This is a genomic window from Nonomuraea maheshkhaliensis, assembly GCF_039529435.1.
Taxonomy (GTDB): domain Bacteria; phylum Actinomycetota; class Actinomycetes; order Streptosporangiales; family Streptosporangiaceae; genus Nonomuraea; species Nonomuraea maheshkhaliensis.
Genome location: NZ_BAAAMU010000009.1, coordinates 87,250 through 106,592 on the forward strand (window position 1 = coordinate 87,250; position 19,343 = coordinate 106,592).

Sequence of the window (19,343 nt, forward strand, 5' to 3'; positions counted from 1 at the left end):
CCGGCCCCGGGCACCCCCCCCCCCAGCCCGGAGCTGCCCGCCGCCGTCGCGGCGGCGGTGCAGTAAGGCTGAAGCGTCAGGCGACGACGCCGAGGGTGTCGATCGAGACGGCCGGATTGACGGTCGGGAAGGGGCGCTCGCCGCCCGTCCGCACGTCGATCAGGCTCAGTCGTGGGAGGACCTTCACCGGCACCAGCTTCTCCGCCGCCGCCGACGTCCGGGTGCCGGCCTGCTGAAGCCGGACGGCACGGCGCTGAGCAACTCGCAGAGCTGCGGCCGTAACTGCACCATCGCTGCGTTACATCCAGGCGCGCGGGCACCGCAACTGACCTTCTCCGCCTTCAACCTCGTCAACGGCCTGTCGACCTCTGTCGTTCTCCTGGTGGTATTGCGCGACTCCGTGGACCCCCCATCCTGATCTTCGGCATCCGCCGGGACCGGCTCGCCGCCCACGACTTCGGCCAGATCTTCCCCCACGTCCAAGGGCACTGACCCAGGAACCTGATGAAGGACCGAGATGTTCGTGGCTAACCCGAGCTATCCGGAGGCCCGCGACCTCTGTGCCCGACATAGGCGACGAGTCCACCGATAACGCACTTTCAGACTCTTTGAAGTGAGCCGTTCTCCCCGCGAGCACTGGATAGCGTCACGGTTCCTGATCAAGAACAGGTCCTGATCAGCGGCAATCGTGGGAGCGACGACATGAAGAGGTTCCCGGTTTACGCCGGCGCGTTGGTGCTGGCGCTCGCAGGCCCGGTGGTCACGGCCGCTGTCACGGCCCCCGCCCAGGCGGCCACGGTCCAGGAGCGGCCCCGTACCACATGGCTGAACCCGGGCCAGCGACTGCAGGCGGGTGACTCCGTACGCTCGTCGAACGGCGAGTACGTCCTGCAGCAGCAGAAGGACGGCAACCTCGTCCTCTACCGCGGCACCAAGCCGCTGTGGAGCAGCCAGACCGGCGACAGCCCCGGCGCGTTCGCCGCCATGCAGGAGGACGGCAACCTGGTCGTCTACCGGGGCAAGACCGCGCTGTGGGCCTCCAACACCGGCGACGCGCCCGGCGCGCGCGTCGCCGTACAGGATGACGGCAACCTGGTCATCTACGACGGCAAGACACCCCTGTGGAGCCGCCACTCCACGATCAGTGTGCTCAAGCCCGGTTACGGACTCAAGGCCAACCAGTACGTACGCTCCCAGAACGGCGACTACCAGTTCGTCATGCAGGAGGACGGCAACCTGGTGCTGTACAAGGCGAGCAAGCCCCTGTGGAACACGAAGACGGGCGGCAACCCCGGCGCGTCCGCGCAGATGCAGAAGGACGGCAACCTGGTCGTCTACCAGGGCACCACGCCGCTGTGGAGCTCCGAGACCGGCAAGAACCCGGGCGCCAGGCTGGAGGTCCAGAACGACGGCAACGTGGTGATCTACGACGGCACCCGTCCCGTGTGGTCCACGAAGACGGGCCGCTGACAGCACGTGAGATGACTCGAGACCGCCGCCCTTGACGCGTTCCCCGCGATCAAGGGCGGCGGTCTCGGTACAGAAAACGAAGTGCCAGGGTGACAGCGTGGTCCTTCCGCCCACCTGCTGGAACACTCGCCAACTTGGTAACCTCGGCCTTTGATCCTCTGTAGTGTGGTCCGCCATCGTGAGAACGATGTCAAAGCCCCAATCGCCAACCTCGATCTTCAATGACCAAGGATCGGTCGGCTGAGCGCAGGCGCAGCCGTCGACGTCGGTGAAGCGCAGCTGGGCGCCGGGATGCGGGCTTTCCTTCGGGCGATGAGGCGCATGCCCTTGGGCCGGCCGGTCAGCTCGGCCATCCAGGCGCTGGGCCGTACCTGCCGGTCGGCAGCACGAGACGATTCTGCCGGGAGCGCAGCGGTATCGAATCCCGAGGTCAAGGTGGGCTGAGGATGCCGCGGGCGATGGCGGTGGTCACGGCGGCGGTGCGGTCGGCGACCCCGAGCTTGCCGAAGATGCGCATCATGTGGCTCTTCACGGTCGCCTCGCTGATGAACAGCTCCCGCCCCGTCTCCGGGTTCGACAGGCCGCGGGCCGCGCACTCCAGCACCTGGATCTCCCGCGTGGTGAGCGAGGGGGCCTCGCCCCGCATGCGGGTGGCCAGCTTGGCCGCGACCGGAGCGGCGAGCACGGTGCCGCCCGCGGCGGCCGTGCGGACCCCGGCGACCAGTTCTTCAGCCGAGGCGTCCTTCAGCAGGTAGCCGGTCGCTCCCGCGGCGACGGCGCGCAGGATGTCCCCGTCGGAGTCGTAGGTGGTCAGCACGACGACCGCCGTGGCGCTCCCGGCGGCGATGATGCGCTCGGTCGCCTCGACGCCGCCCAGGCCGGGCAGCCGCAGATCCATCAGCACCACATCGGGCCCGGCGTCCGCCGCCAGGGCGACCGCCTCCTCGCCGGTGCCGCATTCGGCCACGACCGCGAAGCCCGGCTGCGCGGCCAGCACCGCGCACAGCCCCTGCCGCACGATGGGGTGGTCATCGACGATGAGCACGCGTACGGTCACGACGGCAGCTCCACCTGGACCAGGGTTCCCGACAGCCGGCCCGGTCCGATGCTCAGCACCCCGCCGACCTCGGCGACCCGGTCGCGCATGCCGCCGATCCCGAATCCGGTGCCGGCCTCCCCGGGGTCGAAGCCCTGGCCGTCATCGGTGATCCGCAGGGTCACGCCCTCGGTCCCGTACGCCAGCACGCCCCCCAACCGACCCGCCCCAGGGGCGTGCTTGCGGACGTTGGCCAGGGCTTCCTGGGTGACCCGCAGCAGCACCACCTCCTCGTTCGGGGTGAGCCGGCAGGGCGTGCCGGTCACCGTGAAGCGAGCCTCCAGCCCCGTCTCCGCCTCGAACCGCTCGATGAGCCCGCCGAGGGCGTCCGGCAGCGAGGCGTCACGGAGCTGGGGCGGCGGCAGCGCCGCGACCAGGGCGCGGGCCTCGGCCAGGTTGTCCATGGCGGTGCGGCGGGCCTGGTCGAGGTGGCCGCGGGCGGCCTGGTCGCGCTCGCACGTGCCGGCCTTGGCCGCCTCCAGCAGGAGCAGCACGCTGGTGAAGCCCTGCGCGAGCGTGTCGTGGATCTCCTTGGCGAGCCGTTCGCGCTCAGCCAGCACCCCGGCCTCCCGGCTGACCGCGGCGAGCTCGGCCCGCGTCGCCGCCAGCTCCTCCACCAGCCTGGCCCGCTGCCGGCTCTGCTCGATGATCCGGGTGATCCAGACCCCGAGTACGAGGGCGACCACCAGCGTCACCACCGACAGGAGGATCGCCGAGGACAGCTCCTGCCCGTACGCATCGCCACGGAAGATCATCACCGCGGCCATCGACATCACGCTCGCGACTGTCGCGGCCATCGCTTTGCGCAGCGGGAGCAGCGCCCAGATATGCGGATACAGCATGACCCACATCAGCGCGCCCTCAGGCACCGCCGCGAACAACGCCGCCGACAGCGAGACTGCGCCGGCCAGATAGACGACTCCCAGCCGGCTGTGGTCGCGGTCGCGGTGCAGGGCCCGGGCGCCGGTGGCGCCGTACCAGCCGCACAGCAACACGAGCACGAGCAGCGCGGCACCTCGCTCAGCGGCAGCGGTGGCGGCGGCGGCGGGGCCGGCATCGCCGGTGACGACGAGACAGGCGGTCAGTACGGCCAGCGTGGCGAAGGCGAGATGCCAGCCGGGCACCGTCCGATGCCAATCGTCCTGCCCGGCATCGACCGGGTCTGTGAGGGATCCACCAGCCATCGGACCAGTATCGACGACCGGCGTCGCCGCCCGGTATCCACCTTTCGTCGGAATCAGCATCCCCTCCCCCGGTGGCTGTCCCCACATCGTCGGGTTCGGGCACGCTCAGCAGCCATGAACGCGAAACTCTCCGCACGAGCCCTCGTCGCCCTGTCCATCGTCTACGGCTTGACGATCGGCGTCCTGGCCATGTTCCACGTCGCCGAAACCACGATGACGACCTTCATGATCGTCGGCGCCATCGTCATCGGCGCCCTGTGGACGGTGCGCGGCCTGCTCACCGGACGCGGCCGATCATCCTGAAGCGGATCATCCTGAAGCGGAGATCCCGCACACCGCCGACATCGCTCCCATGTCCCGCGGTGCCGGGCCATCGGGGCCGGCGGGCGCCCATGACACCTTGCCGTGCGAGGCGATGGGCTGGTGGGCCGCCCATACGGACGGCGGCCCACCGACCCCCACCGGTTCAGTCGTTGCGGTTCGTGCGGTTGTGGCCCGCGCCAGGAGCGATCGGCCGCAGGCGCTCCCTCCCCCCGCACGACCGAGCGACAGTGACGTTCTCGAACGAGCTCTCCGTGGACGCGTAAAGCCCGACGCCCCCACTACGCACAACGGTGTCGCGACCCTTCAGGATCTCGACGCCGTTCAACGTCACGGTGATGCGGTCGCCGTGAATCGCCGCGCCCAGTCGCACAGGACCTGTCAGCGGATTGCTGATGTTCGTCTTGGCCACGGTGACGGGACCCGACGCGTGCGCCTCGCGGATGATGCTCGCGTACTGGGTTCCGTCGCTCGTCTTGCCGACGTGGATCCGATACCCGTACGCGTCCGTGGTGTCTCGCAGCGAGATTCCCGCGTTACCGACGGATCCCTCGATCGTGAGCGTGGTCTCCGCGACATAGTCGCACGCCTCGGAGAAGCGCGCCGGCAGCGTCGAGTCGGCCAGTACGTGCGCCCGGCCACCGGCCGGCGGCGTCAGGCGCAACTTGCCCGAGGCGACGGACACGGACCCGGTTATCCCTCGCCAATTGGCCTGATCGAGCCCTTCCCTGATCACGATGTCGTCGAAGGTCGCGGCCCGCCGATGCGTGAAGGCGGCGGCGCCACCCGTCGGCAACTGTGTGTCGTCCGCGGAGATCGACGTATCGCCGATCTTGGCGCTCAGATGCCTCCCGATCGCGGATACGACCAGTTTGTGCGGGACGTTGGCGCCGCTCGGCAGTTCGGTCTCCGCGAGAATCTCGGTGTCCGAGTCGTAGATCTTCACGAGCTTCAGCGTCGCTCCCGACGCGGAGTTGAGCACTTCGGCCCGGTAGTAGTTGCGGGAATTGTGGTAGCGGAACGCGAGACCGGTACGGGACGTCGTCTGGCCGCGTGGCCCGGGAACGATGTCCGCGGCCATGACCACGTCATCGGGTACGTCCTGCAGCGCCGCGAACGACACCATGTCGGCGGTCGAGGTCTGTGCGAGCTGCCCGCCGGTCACCGTCCAGGTCCCCTGGACCGGCGTCCAGCCGCCGAAGGATGCGTTGAAGTCATGGACGGTGCGGTCCAGGCCGGCATCGTCGAACTCCTCGTCGAGCACGGGTGCCGGGGCGAAGCGTTCCTCGAGTGACACGGTGATGAGGTCGCCCGTGCGGGTGAACGCGGTCGGGGTGCCGTTCACCGTCACCGCGTTCACGTTCGGCGCGTGGAGGGAGAGCGTGCCGGTGAACGGGTCCCCGAGCGAGATCCGGGCGGTCGCGCCGCGCAGTTCCACACTGACATCGGACACCGGTGCGGACGCGCTGATGACGGTGTTGCCCGAGTCGATCAGCGACGACCCTCTGGTCAGCGCGTACCTGGTGAGCCCGCCGCCCGAAGCACGCTCCAGGTAGGCGGTCTCGCCGTTGGTCGTGGCGGCCCCGAACGCCCTCGACGAGGGATTCGCCTCGCGCGAAAGGTAGAAGCGTCCGGTCGCGCCCGGCAGGCCGATCTCCAGCGCCGACGCCACGGAGTGACTCACCCCGGACATGGCGATGCGCTTCGCCGTCACCGAGGGCGCCGCGCCGGCCGGGCCGGGGAAGACGACCGTGTCCACTCCCGTCGGGCCGGTGGCGGACCAGTCGTACGACAGGTAGTCGACGTTGGTGAGCACCCGCTCGCCGACGCGTACGGCGCCATCGTCGTGGACCGTGGGGGTCACCGCGGCGCCGGCCGTCGCCACCGGGATGAGCCGCACGCCGGCGCCGGGTGCGGCTCCTGGCACGGTGTCGAACCCGACCGTGGCGACCTTCGTCGTCGGATTGACGGTCACCGGATCGCCGGGGAAGTGCCAGAGCTGCCGGTAGTCGTGCGCGGCGGTGGCACCGGTGAGGTCGTCGGAGACCACCCAGAAGCCGGGCTTGACGAAGTAGACCGCGCGATCGTGCTCGATCGGCCGGTAGCCCATCGTGGCACCGCGGTAGATGTCGAGGCCCGCGTTCGAGCGCCACAACGACGTCGTACGGGGGACGCCGGCGGTCTGCGGGTCTCCGTCGACCTCGACGGTGTTGTGCGCCGCGGTTTGACGGCGCATCCAGTCGTTCGTCGGAGTCGCGCTGTAGTCCCCCACCCCGGAGTCGACGATCAGCGGACGCCCGTACGCCGCCATCACCAGGCTGAGGTCGTCCGGATGCCGATGCGAGGCGGTGTAACTGGAATTCTGGTTGTTGATCAGCATGTACCGGGCATCGGCGTCCCACCCGGAACGCTGCACCGCGAAGCTGATCGGGAACACCGTGGACGACAGCGTCGGGGCGGTCCCCTGCGTCCGGCCGGAGGCGACCCAGGTGAAATCGGGCCAGGAGTTGCGTACGCCGCTCCGGCGAATGGCCGACGTACCCGCCGTGTTGTTCGGCGTGTCGCCGATCGCCGCGGGTTCGAGATTCGGCTGACGGGTCGCGAACAGCGAATCCGCGATCCAGTCCGCCGCCTGGACGAGGTGGTCGGGAACGGTCCGCCCGTTGGCGTCCGCGACCGCGATGACGGAGTTGAGGAGGTCCGCCACGTATGCCTGATAGTTGAACGCCGGCTCGCGGTACACGCCGTCGCCCTTCAGGTACGCGCGCAGGAACCGCTCGGCCGAGCGCATCGCGAACCACTCCCAGCCGGACGCTGACGAGAACTCGGGCAGGAACACGGCCGCCGCGTGGACGGAGCGGGCCATCGACATGTACCAGTTGTTGCCGACGTGACCCTGCATGACGCCGACGAGGAAGCCCGTCGTGAAGTGCACGCCGGACAGGTACGTCACAAGATCGCCCGGGTCGATGCCGGGATCGGTCCTGAACACGGAGAACCCGCTGACCAGCTGGGAGAGCCGCTTGGCCGCCGACAGGTTGCGGCCCTTCGGCCAGCTCTGGTTGTCGGCGAAGAAGTCCAGCGAGATGTCCATCCACGCCTTCGCGTACGCCGCCCGCTTCGCCGGGTCGCTCTCGGACACGTAGGCGAAGGTCAGTTTGGGCATGAACGTGAAGTCGCTCATCAACGTCTGCGCGCCGCCCGGGGTGGTCTGCGTCCCACCCCAGAGGTCCTGCCAGTCGACGTCGATCCGCTGCTCGGCGCTGTCGTAGAAGTTGCGGGTCTCGGCGCCGAACCGGAAGATCCCCGCCGCGAGCTCGTCGGGGCCCGAGTCGCCGCCACCCAGGCCCTCGGCCGGGGCCGGGTAATGGACGTCGGTGCGGCCCGCGTAATAGACCTTGAGCGCGCTCGCGGCGCCCGCTTCGTCACCGGCGGCCAGCTCGGCCGCCACCGCGCCGAGCCCCGGGCGCGTCAGGTCGAGCAACTCGCCGAGATCCGACATGTCGGCGACCGCGGCCCGGGCCGGCGACAGAGGCGACACGAACGCCGCCACCAGAGCCAGCACGACCGCCGCACGTAACTTGCTTCGTCTCACCACTGCCTTCTCCCTGAACCCGTGAGAGTGTTGGCTGTCAACTCGCCTGCTCCTCGTACTCGGCCTTGATCTTGTCGCCCACCCGGTCCATGAACTTCTTGATGGCCGGCTGCCACGCCGAGACGGGCTTGTTGCCCAGCTGGATCTCCAGCAGCACCGCGTCCAGTTCCTGCTGCTCGCTGGCGGCCTTGCTGGCGGCGGTCTCCGAGTAGCGCCCGAGGGTCGGGTCGGCGACGGCGAGCGGGACGCCGGCGACCTGGTGGTCGTGCTGGTCCTGTACGGCCTGGCGGTTGCCCGGCTCGTAGATGACGGGCGATGCCTCGGCGAGGTACCGCACCGGTAGGAACACCTGGCTGCGCCCGCCCTCGGTGAGGGCAGGGTCGGAGCCGTCGCGGGTGAACGTCTGGCCCTCGACGCCGTACCGGAGGGCCAGGTACTCGCTGCTGCCGAAGGGTGAGCACAACCAGTCGAGGACCTTGAGGATCTGCTTGATCCGGTCGGCATTGTCGGTCTTGGCGATGGCGGTGAAGCTGGACAGGGTCGGGCCGGGCGTGCGTACCCGCGTCCCCTTGCCGTCGCGGGTGGGCGAGAGCATGCCGGTCAGGCGGAAGCCGGGCACGTCCTTCGCCTGACCGTAGAACTTGCCCCACCCGGCGTACCCGCCGATGGTGAACGCGGTCGTGCCGGCCAGCATCCACGCGTTCCGCTTCGTGTTGGGCGCGCCCGCGTGGTCGGGATGCACCACCCCCGACTTCACCAGCTCGACGGTGTCCTCAAGGGCCTGCGTGAACTGCGGTGTCGTCCCGGAGTGGGTGAAGACGCCACCCGCCGCCTGCCAGACGCCGGCGCCGCCGGGCCAGTTGCCGGTGATCCCGTTCATCTCGAGGATCGTGTTGAACGGGATCTGCCCGAACGCCCACCGACCGGCCCGCTCGTCGCTCAGCGCGGCCGCCAGCTCCTTGAACTCGGCCCACGATTCGGGCTGGAGGCCGAGTCCCGCCTTGGCCAGCAGGTCGGCCCGGGTGTACAGCACGGTGCCGATCCGGGCCCGCGGCACGGGGACGCCCCAGATCCGCTGGTCGTAGACGGTGCCGCGCCAGGCGTCGGCAGGCAGGGCGGCGAGGTTCGGGTAGGCGAGGACCGCGTCCCCGGACAGGTACTCGGTGAGGTCGGTGAACGTCGCCTTCAGCATGGCCGGCATCTGCTGGACGACGCCCTGGATGGCCACGATGTCGGGCAGATCGCCACCGGCGATGGTCGTGGCGACCTTGCTCTTGTAGTCGGTCGAGGGGACATAGGTGATCTTCAGCTCGGTGCCGATCTGGCTGTTGAGGTTCTGCCAGTAGGGGTTCGAGCCGAGCGCGGGGGCGATCGGGTCGTAGGTGTACGTCAGTGCCGTGACGGCTTCGCCCTTCACCGGTTGTGCCGCGGCGCTGGAGGCGGTCGGGTAGGTGAAGTATCCCGGCGACACCCCGGGCGGCTCGGCGGCCAGGTCGGGCGTGGCCGCGGTGACGGGCTTGTAGGTGGGCAGCTTGACCGACCCGGTCGAGCTGTTCGGCGCACTCGGGCCGCCGTCGCCGCAGGCCCCGAGCAGCGGGGCCAGCCCCGTTGCCGCGCCGAGTGCCAGCAGGCGGCGGCGGCTGAAGGTGGGTGCCATGACGTTCCCTTTCCACATGGCGTGGACGACCGGTCAGCCCTTGACGGCGCCGACCATGAGTCCTTTGGCGAAGTGCTTCTGAATGAAGGGGTAGACGAACAGGATGGGCAGGACGGAGATGACGAGAATCGCCATCTGGACGGAGATCTGCGGTGGCAGGTTCTCCAGGTTCGAGCTGAGCTGGTCGGACCCGATCGGGGTGTTGTTGACGACGTAGGTGCGCAACACCAGTTGCAGCGGCCACTTCTCCGACGACTGGAGGTACAACATCGCGGAGAAGAAGGCGTTCCAGTACGCCACCGCGTAGAACAGCCCGATCACGGAGACGACCGCCTTCGACAGCGGCAGGACGATCCGCAGCAGGATGCGCAGCTCCCCGGCGCCGTCCATGTGGGCGCTCTCCCGCAGCTCACGGGGGATCTCCTGGAAGAACGCGCGCATGACGATGACGTTGAACGCGTTCACCAGCACCGGCAGGATCAGTGCCCAGTAGCTGTCCAGCAGGCCGAGCTGTTTGACCGTCAGGTACATCGGGATGATGCCCGGGTTGAACAGCAGGGTGAACACCGTCATCAGCAGGATCGGCTTCTGCAGCAACGAGCCCGGCCGCGACAGCGCGTACGCCAGAGCGATCGTGGCGACGAGGCTGAGTGCCGTGCCGACCGCGGTGACGCCGGCGCTCACCAGCAGCGCACGGGTGACGATTCCGCCGGACAGGACGGCCCGGTAGGAGTCGAGCGTCGGTGCGTTCGTCCACAGCACGAAGCCGCCCGCCCTGTTGACCTCCTCCGGGGAGGCGATGCTGGTCATGAGCACCGCCCAGAACGGCACCAGAACCGCCAGGCAGCCCAGGCCGAGCACGAGTCCCCGCACGCCGACCCCCAGTTTGCTGGGCTCGCCCATCCAGACCGGACGCGGGCCGCGGCCCGAGCGTGGCCTTGTGCGCGCGGCGCGGCGCGCCACCGACACCGCGGTCGGCGCAGGTCGGCTCGTCATTTGGCGTACACCCCCTGCTCGCCCAGGGCGTGGGCCAACCGGTTGGCGCCGAGGACGAGCGCGACACCGACCATGCCTTTGATCAGCCCCACCGCGGCCGCGGTGCCCCAGTCGCCGCCGACGATCCCGTGGTTGTAGACGTAGGTGTCGAGCACTTCGCTGGCACCGGCACCGACCTGTGCCTGCTGCAGGATGATCTGCTCGAACCCGACGGACAGCGTGTCACCGAGCCGCAGAATCAGCAGCAGGACGATCACCGGGCGGATGGCGGGCAGGGTCACGTGCCACAGGCGGCGAGCCGCCGAGGCGCCGTCCACCACCGCGGCCTCCATCTGCGCCGGATCCACTCTGGAGAGTGCGGCGAGGAAGATGATCGTCGACCAGCCGGTGTCCTTCCAGATCACCTGTGATGTGATCATGAGCTTGAACAACTCGGGCACGCCGACGATGGTGAACGTGGACAGGTCGGCCGAGCGCAGCCACGCGTTGAGCATCCCGCCGTTGCCGAACATCTGCTGGAACAGGGCGACCACGATGACCCAGGACAGGAAGTGCGGCATGTAGAGGATCGACTGGGTGAGGCGTTTGAGCCGTTCGCTGATGGTCGCGTTCAGGATCAACGCCAGGCAGATCGGCAGCGGGAACACGAAGACCACCTGGATCAGCGTGATGATCAGCGTGTTGACGAGTGCGTTGAGGAACACCGGGTCGCCGGTGAGCACCGGCTCGAAGTTGTCCAGCCCGACGTACGGGCTGTGCCAGATGCCGAGGAACGGCTGGAAGTCCTGGAACGCGATGACGTTCCCGCCGAGCGGCAGATAGTGGAACAGCAGCAGCACCGTGACCCCGGGAAGCGCCAGCAGCAGCAGGACCCGGTCACGCCGCCAGCGGTCGCGCAGGCTACGCATCGCCGGTCCCTGCCGATATGGGCCGGCCTGCGACACAGGCTTCCACTGCCGCCCGCAGCCGGTCGTCGGCGTTGGCCGCGACCCTCCTGCTCCGGGCGACCGCGGGCGCCGGGTCGGTGGCGATGTCGGTGACCGCCGCGACGACCGTCGCCGCGGCACGATGGTCGAGCTCGATCACCAGGTCCGGGCCGCCGAGGTCGGCGAACATCTGAGACTTCGTGGTCTCGGTCGGCTGCCGGAGGTAGATGGTCGGGATCGCATGTCGTGCGGCCATGATCGGCGAATGACACTCCATGCTGACCACCAGCGACGAGAGGGCGTAGACCCCGGTCGCCTCCTCCAGCGGCCAGTACCGGTCCAGGATCCGGACCTGACCGAGCGTCTGCGGGCTGAGCAGGCTGGGCAGGTGCTCGTGAGCGAGCTCGACGGCATAGCTCATCTCGGGCACCACGACGGCCGGCCGGCCGCTGACTCGTACCCAGGTCTCGATCGCCGCCGCCAGCACCGCCAGGTCGTGCGTCACGGTGGCCCGGTTGACCGCGTCGCGGCGCATCTGCTCGCGGGTCGGTTCCGTGCCGTAGATCTTCGCGTACGGGGCGAAGCGCAGCCGCGGAACGAAGCAGGCGAACCGGCCGGGCCGCAGGCCGAACTCCTCCAGCAGGCGAGCGGCGGCGACGTCGTCGGTGTGGTCGAACGCGAACGTGCCGTCCGGCCCGAAGTCGAGGTCGGGCCCGGTGATCTTCTGGCCGCGCAGGGTGGCCAGGGTCAGCGTTTCGCGGCAGTACACGAAGTCGGCGCCGTCGAAACGGTCCTTGACGTCGTCCTCCAGATAGGACGGCGGGAGCAGATCGACCATCTGTGCCAGCTCCGGCAGCGTCGCCATGGTCGGCGGGCACAGCGGATCCACGGTGATCCCGAAGTACCCGTACGGGCGGCCCACGTGCTCGCGCCACCAGTCGATCTCGGTGCGCTGGAAGGCGTCGGCGCCCGATCCGTGCATCAGGACGTCCGCGCCGTCGATGGCGGCGGCCAGTTCCGGGGTGCTCGGCCCGTCCCCGCCGAGAGTGCCGTCGACGACGCGCAGGCCGGGAAACGCGTGCCGCAGCATGGATCGTTCGCGCTCCTCCAGCCGCACCGGCCAGAGGACGACCTCGACCTCGGGGGCGAACCGCTGAAACGCCCGCACCACGCCAGGGGAGTGGGCCACGTCGCCGATGTTCACCGTCGCCCAGGAGGACCGCAGGAGGACGGTGCGACGTACCGATGTCATATGTACTCCTTGTTGACGTAACGTTAATTCAAAATAGGGATGGTGAGACGTTACGTCAAGAACCGAGTAGGCTTGCACCATGGCAACGCAACGTGACGTCGCACGGGCGGCCGGGGTGTCACTCGCTGTGGTGTCGGCGGTGGTCAACGGCACGAGCCACACCCGGATGAAGGAATCCACCCGCACCCGGGTGCTCCAGGCGATGCAGCAATTGAACTACCAGCCGAACCAGACGGCGCGCTCGCTGCGGCTCAACCAGACCGACATGATCGCGATGATCCTCAACAAGCTCGACAACCCGGTCTACGCACCGCTGCGGCATGGGGTCTACGAGGCGGCGGCGGGGCACGGCGCGACCGTCCTGCTGGGCGATGCCGAGACGATGCGCTCCGGCAGCCAGTTCCTGACCCGGCTGCTCAGCCAGGGCACGGTCGACGGCATCCTGATCCGCGGCGAAGGGCTGCTGGACGACGACGTGATGGCCGAGCTCCGCGACCACCCCAAGCCGATCCTCATCCTGGAACACGCACTGGAGCATCCATGGATCGACGTGGACGATCGCCGCGCGGGCGAGATCGCGACACGGTTCCTGCTCAACCTCAGCCATCGCCGCATCGTCTTCGTCGGGGGCTCGGGATACCTTTCCCAGCAGCGCTATCTGGGCTACCAGCAGGCGATGGACGCCGCCGGCCTGACACCGGCCCCGCACCTGGCCACCGGGTTCGGCGAGCAGGCCGGCGCCGACGGGCTCCGCCAGGCCATGCAGGCGGCGACCGCGCCGACCGCCATCGTCGTCAACAACATCATGAGCGCGGTCGGGGTCCTGGCCGCCGCGCACGACCTCGGCATCACCATCCCCGACCAGCTGTCGGTGGTCGGGATCCACGACGTCGACCTGATGCGACACCTGCGCCCGGCCGTCACCGCGGTCCGGATGCCCATGTACGAACTCGGCCGGGCCGGCGTCGAGGCGCTTTACGACCTGATCGCGGGGCGGCCGAGCGCGGGCGGCGTCATCACCGACCCCGAACCGGAGCTGGTGATCCGTGACTCAGCGACCGCTCTGACCCGGATCCACGACTAGCGGTCGCGTGATCGCATGCGCGGCCGCCCTGTCTTGGCGAGACCCCTCACGGACCGACGGTCTCCCCCTCGATTCCCCTCGGTCCCCCAGCCCGTTCCCTTGCCTCGACGAGTTCCGAACGCGGACAGAACGACCAGCTCAGGAGCCTGAACCAAGCGCGCCCCGGTGTGCGTGATGGTACGTCTTCGATCAGCGGTCGATAGCGGCCATGTTGTCCGCGTCGTAGCGCTCGCCGGAGGCCTGGGGCAGGTCGTTCAGGCGGGCGACGTGGCCGGCAGTGAGCTCGATGTGGTCCGCGGCGGCGTTCTCCTCCAGCCGGGCGACTCGCTTGGTGCCGGGGATGGGCGCGATGTCGTCCCCCTGGGCGAGCAGCCAGGCCAAGGCGACCTGTGCGGGCGTGGTGTCGATCTCGGCGGCTACGGCCCGGACCTCGTCGACGATTCGCAGGTTGCGTTCCAGGTTGCCGCCGGTGAAGCGGTGGTTGGTGCGGCGCCAGTCGTCGGCGCCGAGATCGTCCAGGGAGCGGATGTCGCCGGTCAGGAAGCCGCGACCGAGCGGGGAGTAGGGCACGAAGCCGATACCCAGTTCGCGCAGGACGGGCAGGATCTCGGCCTCCGGGTCGCGGGTCCACAGCGAGTATTCGGACTGGACCGCGGTGACCGGATGCACGGCGTGAGCTCGGCGGATCGTGGCGGGGCCGGCCTCCGACAGGCCGATGTGGCGGATCTTGCCTTCGGCCACCAGTTCGGCCAGCGCGCCGACGGTCTCTTCGATGGGTGTGCCGGGGTCCACCCGGTGCTGGTAGTAGAGGTCGATGTAGTCGGTACCCAGGCGCTTCAGTGATCCCTCCACGGCCAGGCGGATGTTGGCCGGGGTGCTGTCCGGTGCCGAGCCACCGGTGTGGGAGATCAGTCCGAACTTGGTCGCCAGCACGACCTCGTCCCGGTGCCCCCGCACGGCCCGGCCGACCAGCTCCTCGTTGATGAAGGGGCCGTACATCTCAGCGGTGTCGATATGGGTGACCCCGAGGTCCAGAGCGCGGTGGATCGTGCGGATCGACTCGTCGTCGAACTGGCCGGCGCCGGCGTAGAACGCCGACATTCCCATGGCTCCGAGACCGATGCGCGAGACCTCGAGGCTGCCGAGCGAAATGGTTTTCATGGCGCGGACTTCCCTTCCCAGTAGTTAAGTACCGTTCGGTGCAGAAATCTAGCATATCAAGACCGATCGGTACCGAACTGCGCTTCAGCCACGTGAAGGACGAAACCGCTGGTCAGCGTAGATCTGTACCGACGGGTACACTTGTGGCATGAGTGACTCCCGTAAGGCCGTCATGGGCCGGCCTCGAGGATTCGACATCGACCAGGCGCTGGAACGCGCGATGCGGGTGTTCTGGGCGCGAGGCTACGAAGGTGCAAGCCTCGCTGAACTGACCGGCGCCATGGGGATCACCAAGACGAGCATGTATGCGGCCTTCGGCAACAAGGAGCAGTTGTTCCGCAAGGCCCTCCAGCGCTATGGCGCGGGGCCGGCCGCCTACGCCACGCGCGCCCTGGAGGAGCCCACCGCACGGGCTGTGGCCTTGGCGTTCCTCCGCGGAGCGGTCTGCACCACGACCCCTCCCGACGGCCCCTCCGGATGCCTGACCGTGCAGGGTGCGCTGGCGTCGAGCGACGAGAGCCGGGCCATCCACGACCTGCTTGTCGACTGGCGCAACGACGCGGGGGGCCGTCTCGAGGAGCGCTTCCGGCGCGCCGTCGACGAGGGTGATCTTCCGCGCGACACCGACCCCCGGCGTCTTGCCCGGTTCATCATGACGATGGGTTTCGGCATCGCCGTGCAGGCCGCCAACGGCCTCACTCCTGCCGAGCTCGATGAGATCGTCGACACGGCGTTGCTCGGCTGGCCCGCGTAGCGGCCGCCACCCTGGCCGCCATCGAGCACGCCACCAGGCGCGTCCATGTGCTCGGCACCACCGCGCACTCGAGCACGAGCCGGGCCACCCAGGCGATGAACGCAGGCGGACGGTCCCCGCGCCGAAGCGACGCGGGGACCCCGGTTTCGAAGCCGTCTAGGCGACCCTGTTGATGTGCCAGCTCTGGTTCTCGCCGCCCCAGCAACGGGCCTGGACCACCCTGGCACCGTTGGCCTGGTCCACATTGGTCACGTCCAGGCACAAACCGCTGTGCTTGGCGATGACCCGGTAGGTGCCGTCGGCGTTCTTCTTGAGCCGCCACCGCTGGTTGGCTTTGAAGCTGCAGGTCGCCTGGACCACGGCCGCCGCGCCCGCGGTGCTCGCGAAGGCGACATCCAGGCACTTGCCGCTGTGCCTGGCGACGAACACGTACGCTCCGTCGTCGAACTTACGGGCTTCCCACCGCTGGCTGAGCACTCGATCCAGGCACTGCCACTGGTGCGTCGGGGTGGCGTGCAGCTTGCTCCCGTGCAAGACGTCGAGGCACTTGCCGCTGTGCTCGACGACGAACTTGTAGTAGGCGGGTCCGGCGTGGGCGACCCCGGTTCCGGTGAGGGCGAGGCCGGCCGCCGCGATCAAGGCGACGACGAAGGCGCGGCGGACTGTTGCGAAGGACGTTGCAGAGAACATGGTGACACTTCCTTTCCTGTGATCAAGAGTCGGTGTGACGAGCGGATTCCGCATGAGTCGGGCCTACTCATTTCCGGGCCCATTCCGGGATCCCGGGTTCTTGGCGAGCAACGCCAGGGCCAGGCCCACCGAGTCGGGGGTGCGACGATCCGCCAAGTCCTGAAACGTGCTCGGCTTGGTCCGGCGCCGCGACATGCATTCACGTGCTGACGATCCCGCCGCGCCCGACGGGCCGGATCAAGCGCCGCCACGTCCTCGGCGGGCTGATCAACGAATATCAGCGAGTCAGCTGACAAACGGGCCGCCGTCATGAAAGAGGCAGGTCGGCGCCTTGGTCCCGGTTTTGACTTCCTTCATCGAACGCCGGCGCGTTCGGACCCTTCCGCATGCTGAAAGACGCGCTACCAATCACCCAGGTGCCACATACCGCCCGTGTGGCGCATGCCGCCGCGCACGCTCCGAGAAACCCAACCGCCCGCATCGCCATGATCCTTGTACGTCATGGCCACGAGCCTGGCAGCGCACCCAGGCCGGCGGCGAACCCCTGCGGCATCAGTGATGGCGGCCAGACCCTAGCTTGATCAACATGCCTGCGACACGGTGGGTTCGCGGCCGATTCCGCTTGGCTGTCTCGCCTCGACGGAAAGGGCATCCATGTGCGAGAAGGGTCGATCTACGTGCTGGAACGCGAACACCGGCACATGCCTGGATGAGAACCAAGGAAACCATTGGGTCAGAGCGCGGGGACCCAATGGTGGCGATAATCAGAAGTGGGAGGTGAATCGGGATGGCCCCGGCCAGAAGTGGTGGCTTCGGAACATCGAGTCTGGCCGCTACCTTTACCCCGAACTCACCGATCGAGGAGGCGCACTTCGCACTGAGGAGGAGCCCTTCCGGTGGCATATCTCGTCCGACGGACAAGGGGCCCGTTTGCAGGTCGAACACGACGTCGATCTGCATGTCGACGCAGAAGACGCTTCTCGCGACGACGACACAGCATTCCTGTTGTGGAAACGCAAGGGCAACAACCAAGTCTGGCGCTTCGAAGAGGCATAAGGGGGCGTTTCAGTCCTTCTGATCCGGGGGTTTAGGCGCCGCGCCAGGCTGCCAACCGGCTGTATGAGCGTGTCGGCTTCCAACGGCGGGAGGTCACCGGATTCGAGGCCCAGGCAGCCACGCCAGACCCTCCCCGACCGTCTCATGATCGTGTTCGCGGTAGCCCGATGCGACATCGCACTGCCGCGCCCGGCCGACGCGACCGCGGCGGTGCGTCCAGCACCGTCATGACAGGGCCCCCGGCACGTGGCTGCTGGACCGCATCGACGCCCGCGAGAAGTGCGCCGACCACCCACGTCACTCAATATTCGAGCGGCACACCAGCGAAGTGATCCCAGGAAACTACATCAACAGGCTGCCGCGGACGCCGAGGATGAACGCGATCCGCGAGCGGGTCATCAGCTCAGGCGATCTTGGGGGTGGCGCGCATGCCGACGTACGCGCAGGCCGTGCCGTCGGCCAGGGTGGAGAAGACGACGGGCATGTAGTCCTCGCTGAAGGACGGGCCCGCCCCCGTGGCCGCGAAGACGGTGTCGGTCACCGGGAGCAGCTCCATGTCCAGGGGCGGGGACATGTCCTTCATGCCGTCCACGAACTCGTAACGCATGCGCAGGCCGCCACCGCCGTCTGGGCTGTCCTGGCTGACGGTGATGACGACGCCGGCACGCCGGTAGACGCCGATCAGCGGGGTGACGTCCACGGCCGGCGGTTCGGCGGGCGGGCCGAAGGGGGCGGGCATGCTGACGCCGGCGAGCTCGGCGAGCAGGTCGCGGAACAGGTCGGCGTACAGGAGCCGGGCGCTGCCGCCGTTGGTCAGCAGGACCAGGGCGAGGCCGGCGTGCGGGACGACGCGCAGGTAGGCGTACTGGCCGATGGCGGCGCCGTCATGGCCGAAGCCGGACACGCCGTTCCAGTCGTACAGGGTCCAGCCGAGGCCCCAGCCGTCGGCGGAGACCGTCCACTTGTCGGGCACGTCGGTCTCGCGGCGCTGCATGGCGGCGACCGCCGCGGCCGACAGCACCGGGCCGGGGGGCGCGGCAGGGGGGCGCCGGCCCCGGCCGACAGCACCGGGCCGCCGCCGGCCAGGTGCATGGCGGCCAGGCGGGCCATGTCGCCGGCGGAGGTGATGATGCGGGCCGCGGGGCCGGCAGAGCGCGGCATGAGGTCCCAGGCGGGGGCCGGTTCCGGGTCGGCGCCTGGGTCGCCCAGGTGGCTCATCGCGGCCGGGAAGCGCAGCGCCTCCTCCGGCAGCGTCATCGATCGCTCCATGCCGAGCGGGGTGAACAGCAGGTCCTTGAGGGCCTGGTCCCAGGTGCGGCCGGTGAGGACCTCGATGAGGCGGCCCAGCACGATGTAGCCGAGCCCCCCGTAGGAGATCGCGGTGCCGGGCGAGCAGTCCAGCGGCACGTCCCGGGCGGCCTCGACGTAGCGGGCCAGGCAGTCGTCGCCGCGCCCGCCGTCGTAGTTGAAGTCGTTGGTGACGCCGCCGGTGTGGGACAGGAGCCGGCGTACGGTGATCGTCCGGGTGGCCTCGGGGTCTGGGGTGGCGAACTCGGGCAGGACGTCGGCCACCCGGGTGTCCAGCGTCAGCCGACCTTCGTCGATCAGCCGCATCACCAGGGTGGCCGTGTAGACCTTGGCGATCGAGCCGGACAGGAACACCGCGTCGGTCGTCACCGGCACACCGGTGCCGCGGTGCAGGACGCCGCTCGCCAGCTCGTGCACCTGCCCGTTGACCAGCACCGCCAGGGACGCGCCCGGCACGTGGTGCCGCCGGCGCAGCTCGTCGAAGCGCGCCTGCCAGCGGTCCAGATCGAAGGTCTGTCCCTGCGAGCCAGCACTCCCCCAGTCACCGCCGGCGATCCAATCGCCCTGCTCGGTCCACTGCACGTTCGTAGCCATACTCACTCCTGTACACCGTTCTCTTGATGCGCACACTGTACGCACATTGGAACGACGTTCGCAACCGCGCACGGCCTCCTGGGCGGAAGCGGCGAGCAGACCCGGCGGTCCAGCCGTTCGTTAGGTTCCGCCACACATGACCGGGCTGTCGTGCGACTTGGCGACCCAAGGACGCAGTGGGGCGGGGCGGCCGTACGGC

Annotated in this window: 16 protein-coding genes; 5 read left to right on the forward strand and 11 right to left on the reverse strand. The window is 68.9% G+C overall.

Annotation, left to right across the window (positions count from 1 at the left end; all coding sequences use genetic code 11):
• The first annotated feature begins 702 nt into the window (after positions 1 to 702).
• The gene (locus ABFX54_RS08685; protein WP_346102995.1) at positions 703 to 1,470 is read left to right on the forward strand and encodes a hypothetical protein; all 768 of its coding nucleotides are present in this window, start codon (positions 703 to 705) and stop codon (positions 1,468 to 1,470) included.
• A gap of 430 nt (positions 1,471 to 1,900) precedes the next feature.
• On the opposite strand, the gene ABFX54_RS08690 is transcribed toward ABFX54_RS08685, so the two are convergent.
• Both ABFX54_RS08690 and ABFX54_RS08695 read right to left on the reverse strand, forming a co-directional pair.
• Positions 1,901 to 2,527 carry a response regulator gene (locus ABFX54_RS08690; RefSeq protein ID WP_346102997.1) on the reverse strand — a complete coding sequence of 209 codons (627 nt, stop codon included), beginning with the start codon at positions 2,525 to 2,527 and terminating at the stop codon, positions 1,901 to 1,903.
• Positions 2,524 to 3,750, reverse strand: coding sequence for a sensor histidine kinase (locus ABFX54_RS08695; protein ID WP_346102998.1), 1,227 nt, complete (start codon positions 3,748 to 3,750; stop codon positions 2,524 to 2,526). Before ABFX54_RS08695 ends, ABFX54_RS08690 begins: the two co-directional genes overlap by 4 nt.
• Positions 3,751 to 3,864: 114 nt before the next feature.
• Here ABFX54_RS08695 and ABFX54_RS08700 point away from each other — a divergent pair, with 114 nt between their 5' ends.
• Positions 3,865 to 4,053, forward strand: coding sequence for a hypothetical protein (locus ABFX54_RS08700; protein ID WP_346103000.1), 189 nt, complete (start codon positions 3,865 to 3,867; stop codon positions 4,051 to 4,053).
• Between the two features lie 163 nt (positions 4,054 to 4,216).
• On the opposite strand, the gene ABFX54_RS08705 is transcribed toward ABFX54_RS08700, so the two are convergent.
• From ABFX54_RS08705 to ABFX54_RS08725, 5 genes are read right to left on the reverse strand one after another with little or no spacing between them, the layout of a single operon-like run.
• Positions 4,217 to 7,666, reverse strand: a complete 3,450-nt coding sequence (locus ABFX54_RS08705; protein WP_346103001.1) for an alginate lyase family protein — start codon at positions 7,664 to 7,666, stop codon at positions 4,217 to 4,219.
• 37 nt (positions 7,667 to 7,703) lie between these two features.
• On the reverse strand, positions 7,704 to 9,323 hold the full coding sequence (locus ABFX54_RS08710) for an extracellular solute-binding protein (protein WP_346103003.1): 1,620 nt from the start codon (positions 9,321 to 9,323) through the stop codon (positions 7,704 to 7,706).
• Between the two features lie 33 nt (positions 9,324 to 9,356).
• Complete coding sequence (locus ABFX54_RS08715; protein WP_346103005.1) at positions 9,357 to 10,319, reverse strand: carbohydrate ABC transporter permease; 963 nt, start codon at positions 10,317 to 10,319, stop codon at positions 9,357 to 9,359.
• The gene (locus ABFX54_RS08720) at positions 10,316 to 11,227 is read right to left on the reverse strand and encodes an ABC transporter permease (protein ID WP_346103006.1); all 912 of its coding nucleotides are present in this window, start codon (positions 11,225 to 11,227) and stop codon (positions 10,316 to 10,318) included. The genes ABFX54_RS08715 and ABFX54_RS08720 overlap by 4 nt, the downstream gene beginning before the upstream one ends.
• Entirely contained in the window at positions 11,220 to 12,497 is a 1,278-nt protein-coding gene (locus ABFX54_RS08725) for a polysaccharide pyruvyl transferase family protein (protein WP_346103007.1), read from the reverse strand. The genes ABFX54_RS08720 and ABFX54_RS08725 overlap by 8 nt, the downstream gene beginning before the upstream one ends.
• Before the next feature lie 79 nt (positions 12,498 to 12,576).
• On the opposite strand from ABFX54_RS08725, the gene ABFX54_RS08730 reads away from it, so the two are divergent.
• Complete coding sequence (locus ABFX54_RS08730; RefSeq protein WP_346103009.1) at positions 12,577 to 13,581, forward strand: LacI family DNA-binding transcriptional regulator; 1,005 nt, start codon at positions 12,577 to 12,579, stop codon at positions 13,579 to 13,581.
• 189 nt (positions 13,582 to 13,770) lie between these two features.
• On the opposite strand, the gene ABFX54_RS08735 is transcribed toward ABFX54_RS08730, so the two are convergent.
• Positions 13,771 to 14,742 carry an aldo/keto reductase gene (locus ABFX54_RS08735; RefSeq protein ID WP_346103011.1) on the reverse strand — a complete coding sequence of 324 codons (972 nt, stop codon included), beginning with the start codon at positions 14,740 to 14,742 and terminating at the stop codon, positions 13,771 to 13,773.
• A 148-nt stretch (positions 14,743 to 14,890) separates the two neighbouring features.
• On the opposite strand from ABFX54_RS08735, the gene ABFX54_RS08740 reads away from it, so the two are divergent.
• Complete coding sequence (locus ABFX54_RS08740) at positions 14,891 to 15,496, forward strand: TetR/AcrR family transcriptional regulator (protein WP_346103013.1); 606 nt, start codon at positions 14,891 to 14,893, stop codon at positions 15,494 to 15,496.
• A gap of 156 nt (positions 15,497 to 15,652) precedes the next feature.
• Here the strand turns inward: ABFX54_RS08740 and ABFX54_RS08745 are convergent, their stop codons facing one another.
• Complete coding sequence (locus tag ABFX54_RS08745) at positions 15,653 to 16,186, reverse strand: RICIN domain-containing protein (protein ID WP_346103015.1); 534 nt, start codon at positions 16,184 to 16,186, stop codon at positions 15,653 to 15,655.
• 654 nt (positions 16,187 to 16,840) lie between these two features.
• On the opposite strand from ABFX54_RS08745, the gene ABFX54_RS56870 reads away from it, so the two are divergent.
• Positions 16,841 to 17,242: an RICIN domain-containing protein gene (locus tag ABFX54_RS56870; protein ID WP_428834511.1), complete on the forward strand. Its 402-nt coding sequence runs from the start codon at positions 16,841 to 16,843 to the stop codon at positions 17,240 to 17,242.
• 403 nt (positions 17,243 to 17,645) lie between these two features.
• Here ABFX54_RS56870 and ABFX54_RS08750 read toward each other — a convergent pair whose 3' ends face one another.
• Together ABFX54_RS08750 and ABFX54_RS08755 are read right to left on the reverse strand one after the other, a co-directional pair.
• Entirely contained in the window at positions 17,646 to 18,146 is a 501-nt protein-coding gene (locus tag ABFX54_RS08750) for a hypothetical protein (protein WP_346103016.1), read from the reverse strand.
• Complete coding sequence (locus tag ABFX54_RS08755) at positions 18,056 to 19,144, reverse strand: serine hydrolase domain-containing protein (RefSeq protein ID WP_346103018.1); 1,089 nt, start codon at positions 19,142 to 19,144, stop codon at positions 18,056 to 18,058. Before ABFX54_RS08755 ends, ABFX54_RS08750 begins: the two co-directional genes overlap by 91 nt.
• Positions 19,145 to 19,343: the final 199 nt, after the last annotated feature.

Coding starts and splice junctions, on each gene's coding strand:
- ABFX54_RS08685 (WP_346102995.1), top strand. CDS start 703: ATGAAGAGGTTCCCGGTTTACGCCGGCGCGTTGGTGCTGGCGCTCGCA.
- ABFX54_RS08695 (WP_346102998.1), bottom strand. CDS start 3,750: ATGGCTGGTGGATCCCTCACAGACCCGGTCGATGCCGGGCAGGACGAT.
- ABFX54_RS08700 (WP_346103000.1), top strand. CDS start 3,865: ATGAACGCGAAACTCTCCGCACGAGCCCTCGTCGCCCTGTCCATCGTC.
- ABFX54_RS08710 (WP_346103003.1), bottom strand. CDS start 9,323: ATGGCACCCACCTTCAGCCGCCGCCGCCTGCTGGCACTCGGCGCGGCA.
- ABFX54_RS08715 (WP_346103005.1), bottom strand. CDS start 10,319: ATGACGAGCCGACCTGCGCCGACCGCGGTGTCGGTGGCGCGCCGCGCC.
- ABFX54_RS08720 (WP_346103006.1), bottom strand. CDS start 11,227: ATGCGTAGCCTGCGCGACCGCTGGCGGCGTGACCGGGTCCTGCTGCTG.
- ABFX54_RS08725 (WP_346103007.1), bottom strand. CDS start 12,497: ATGACATCGGTACGTCGCACCGTCCTCCTGCGGTCCTCCTGGGCGACG.
- ABFX54_RS08730 (WP_346103009.1), top strand. CDS start 12,577: ATGGCAACGCAACGTGACGTCGCACGGGCGGCCGGGGTGTCACTCGCT.
- ABFX54_RS08735 (WP_346103011.1), bottom strand. CDS start 14,742: ATGAAAACCATTTCGCTCGGCAGCCTCGAGGTCTCGCGCATCGGTCTC.
- ABFX54_RS08740 (WP_346103013.1), top strand. CDS start 14,891: ATGAGTGACTCCCGTAAGGCCGTCATGGGCCGGCCTCGAGGATTCGAC.
- ABFX54_RS08745 (WP_346103015.1), bottom strand. CDS start 16,186: ATGTTCTCTGCAACGTCCTTCGCAACAGTCCGCCGCGCCTTCGTCGTC.
- ABFX54_RS56870 (WP_428834511.1), top strand. CDS start 16,841: ATGTGCGAGAAGGGTCGATCTACGTGCTGGAACGCGAACACCGGCACA.
- ABFX54_RS08755 (WP_346103018.1), bottom strand. CDS start 19,144: ATGGCTACGAACGTGCAGTGGACCGAGCAGGGCGATTGGATCGCCGGC.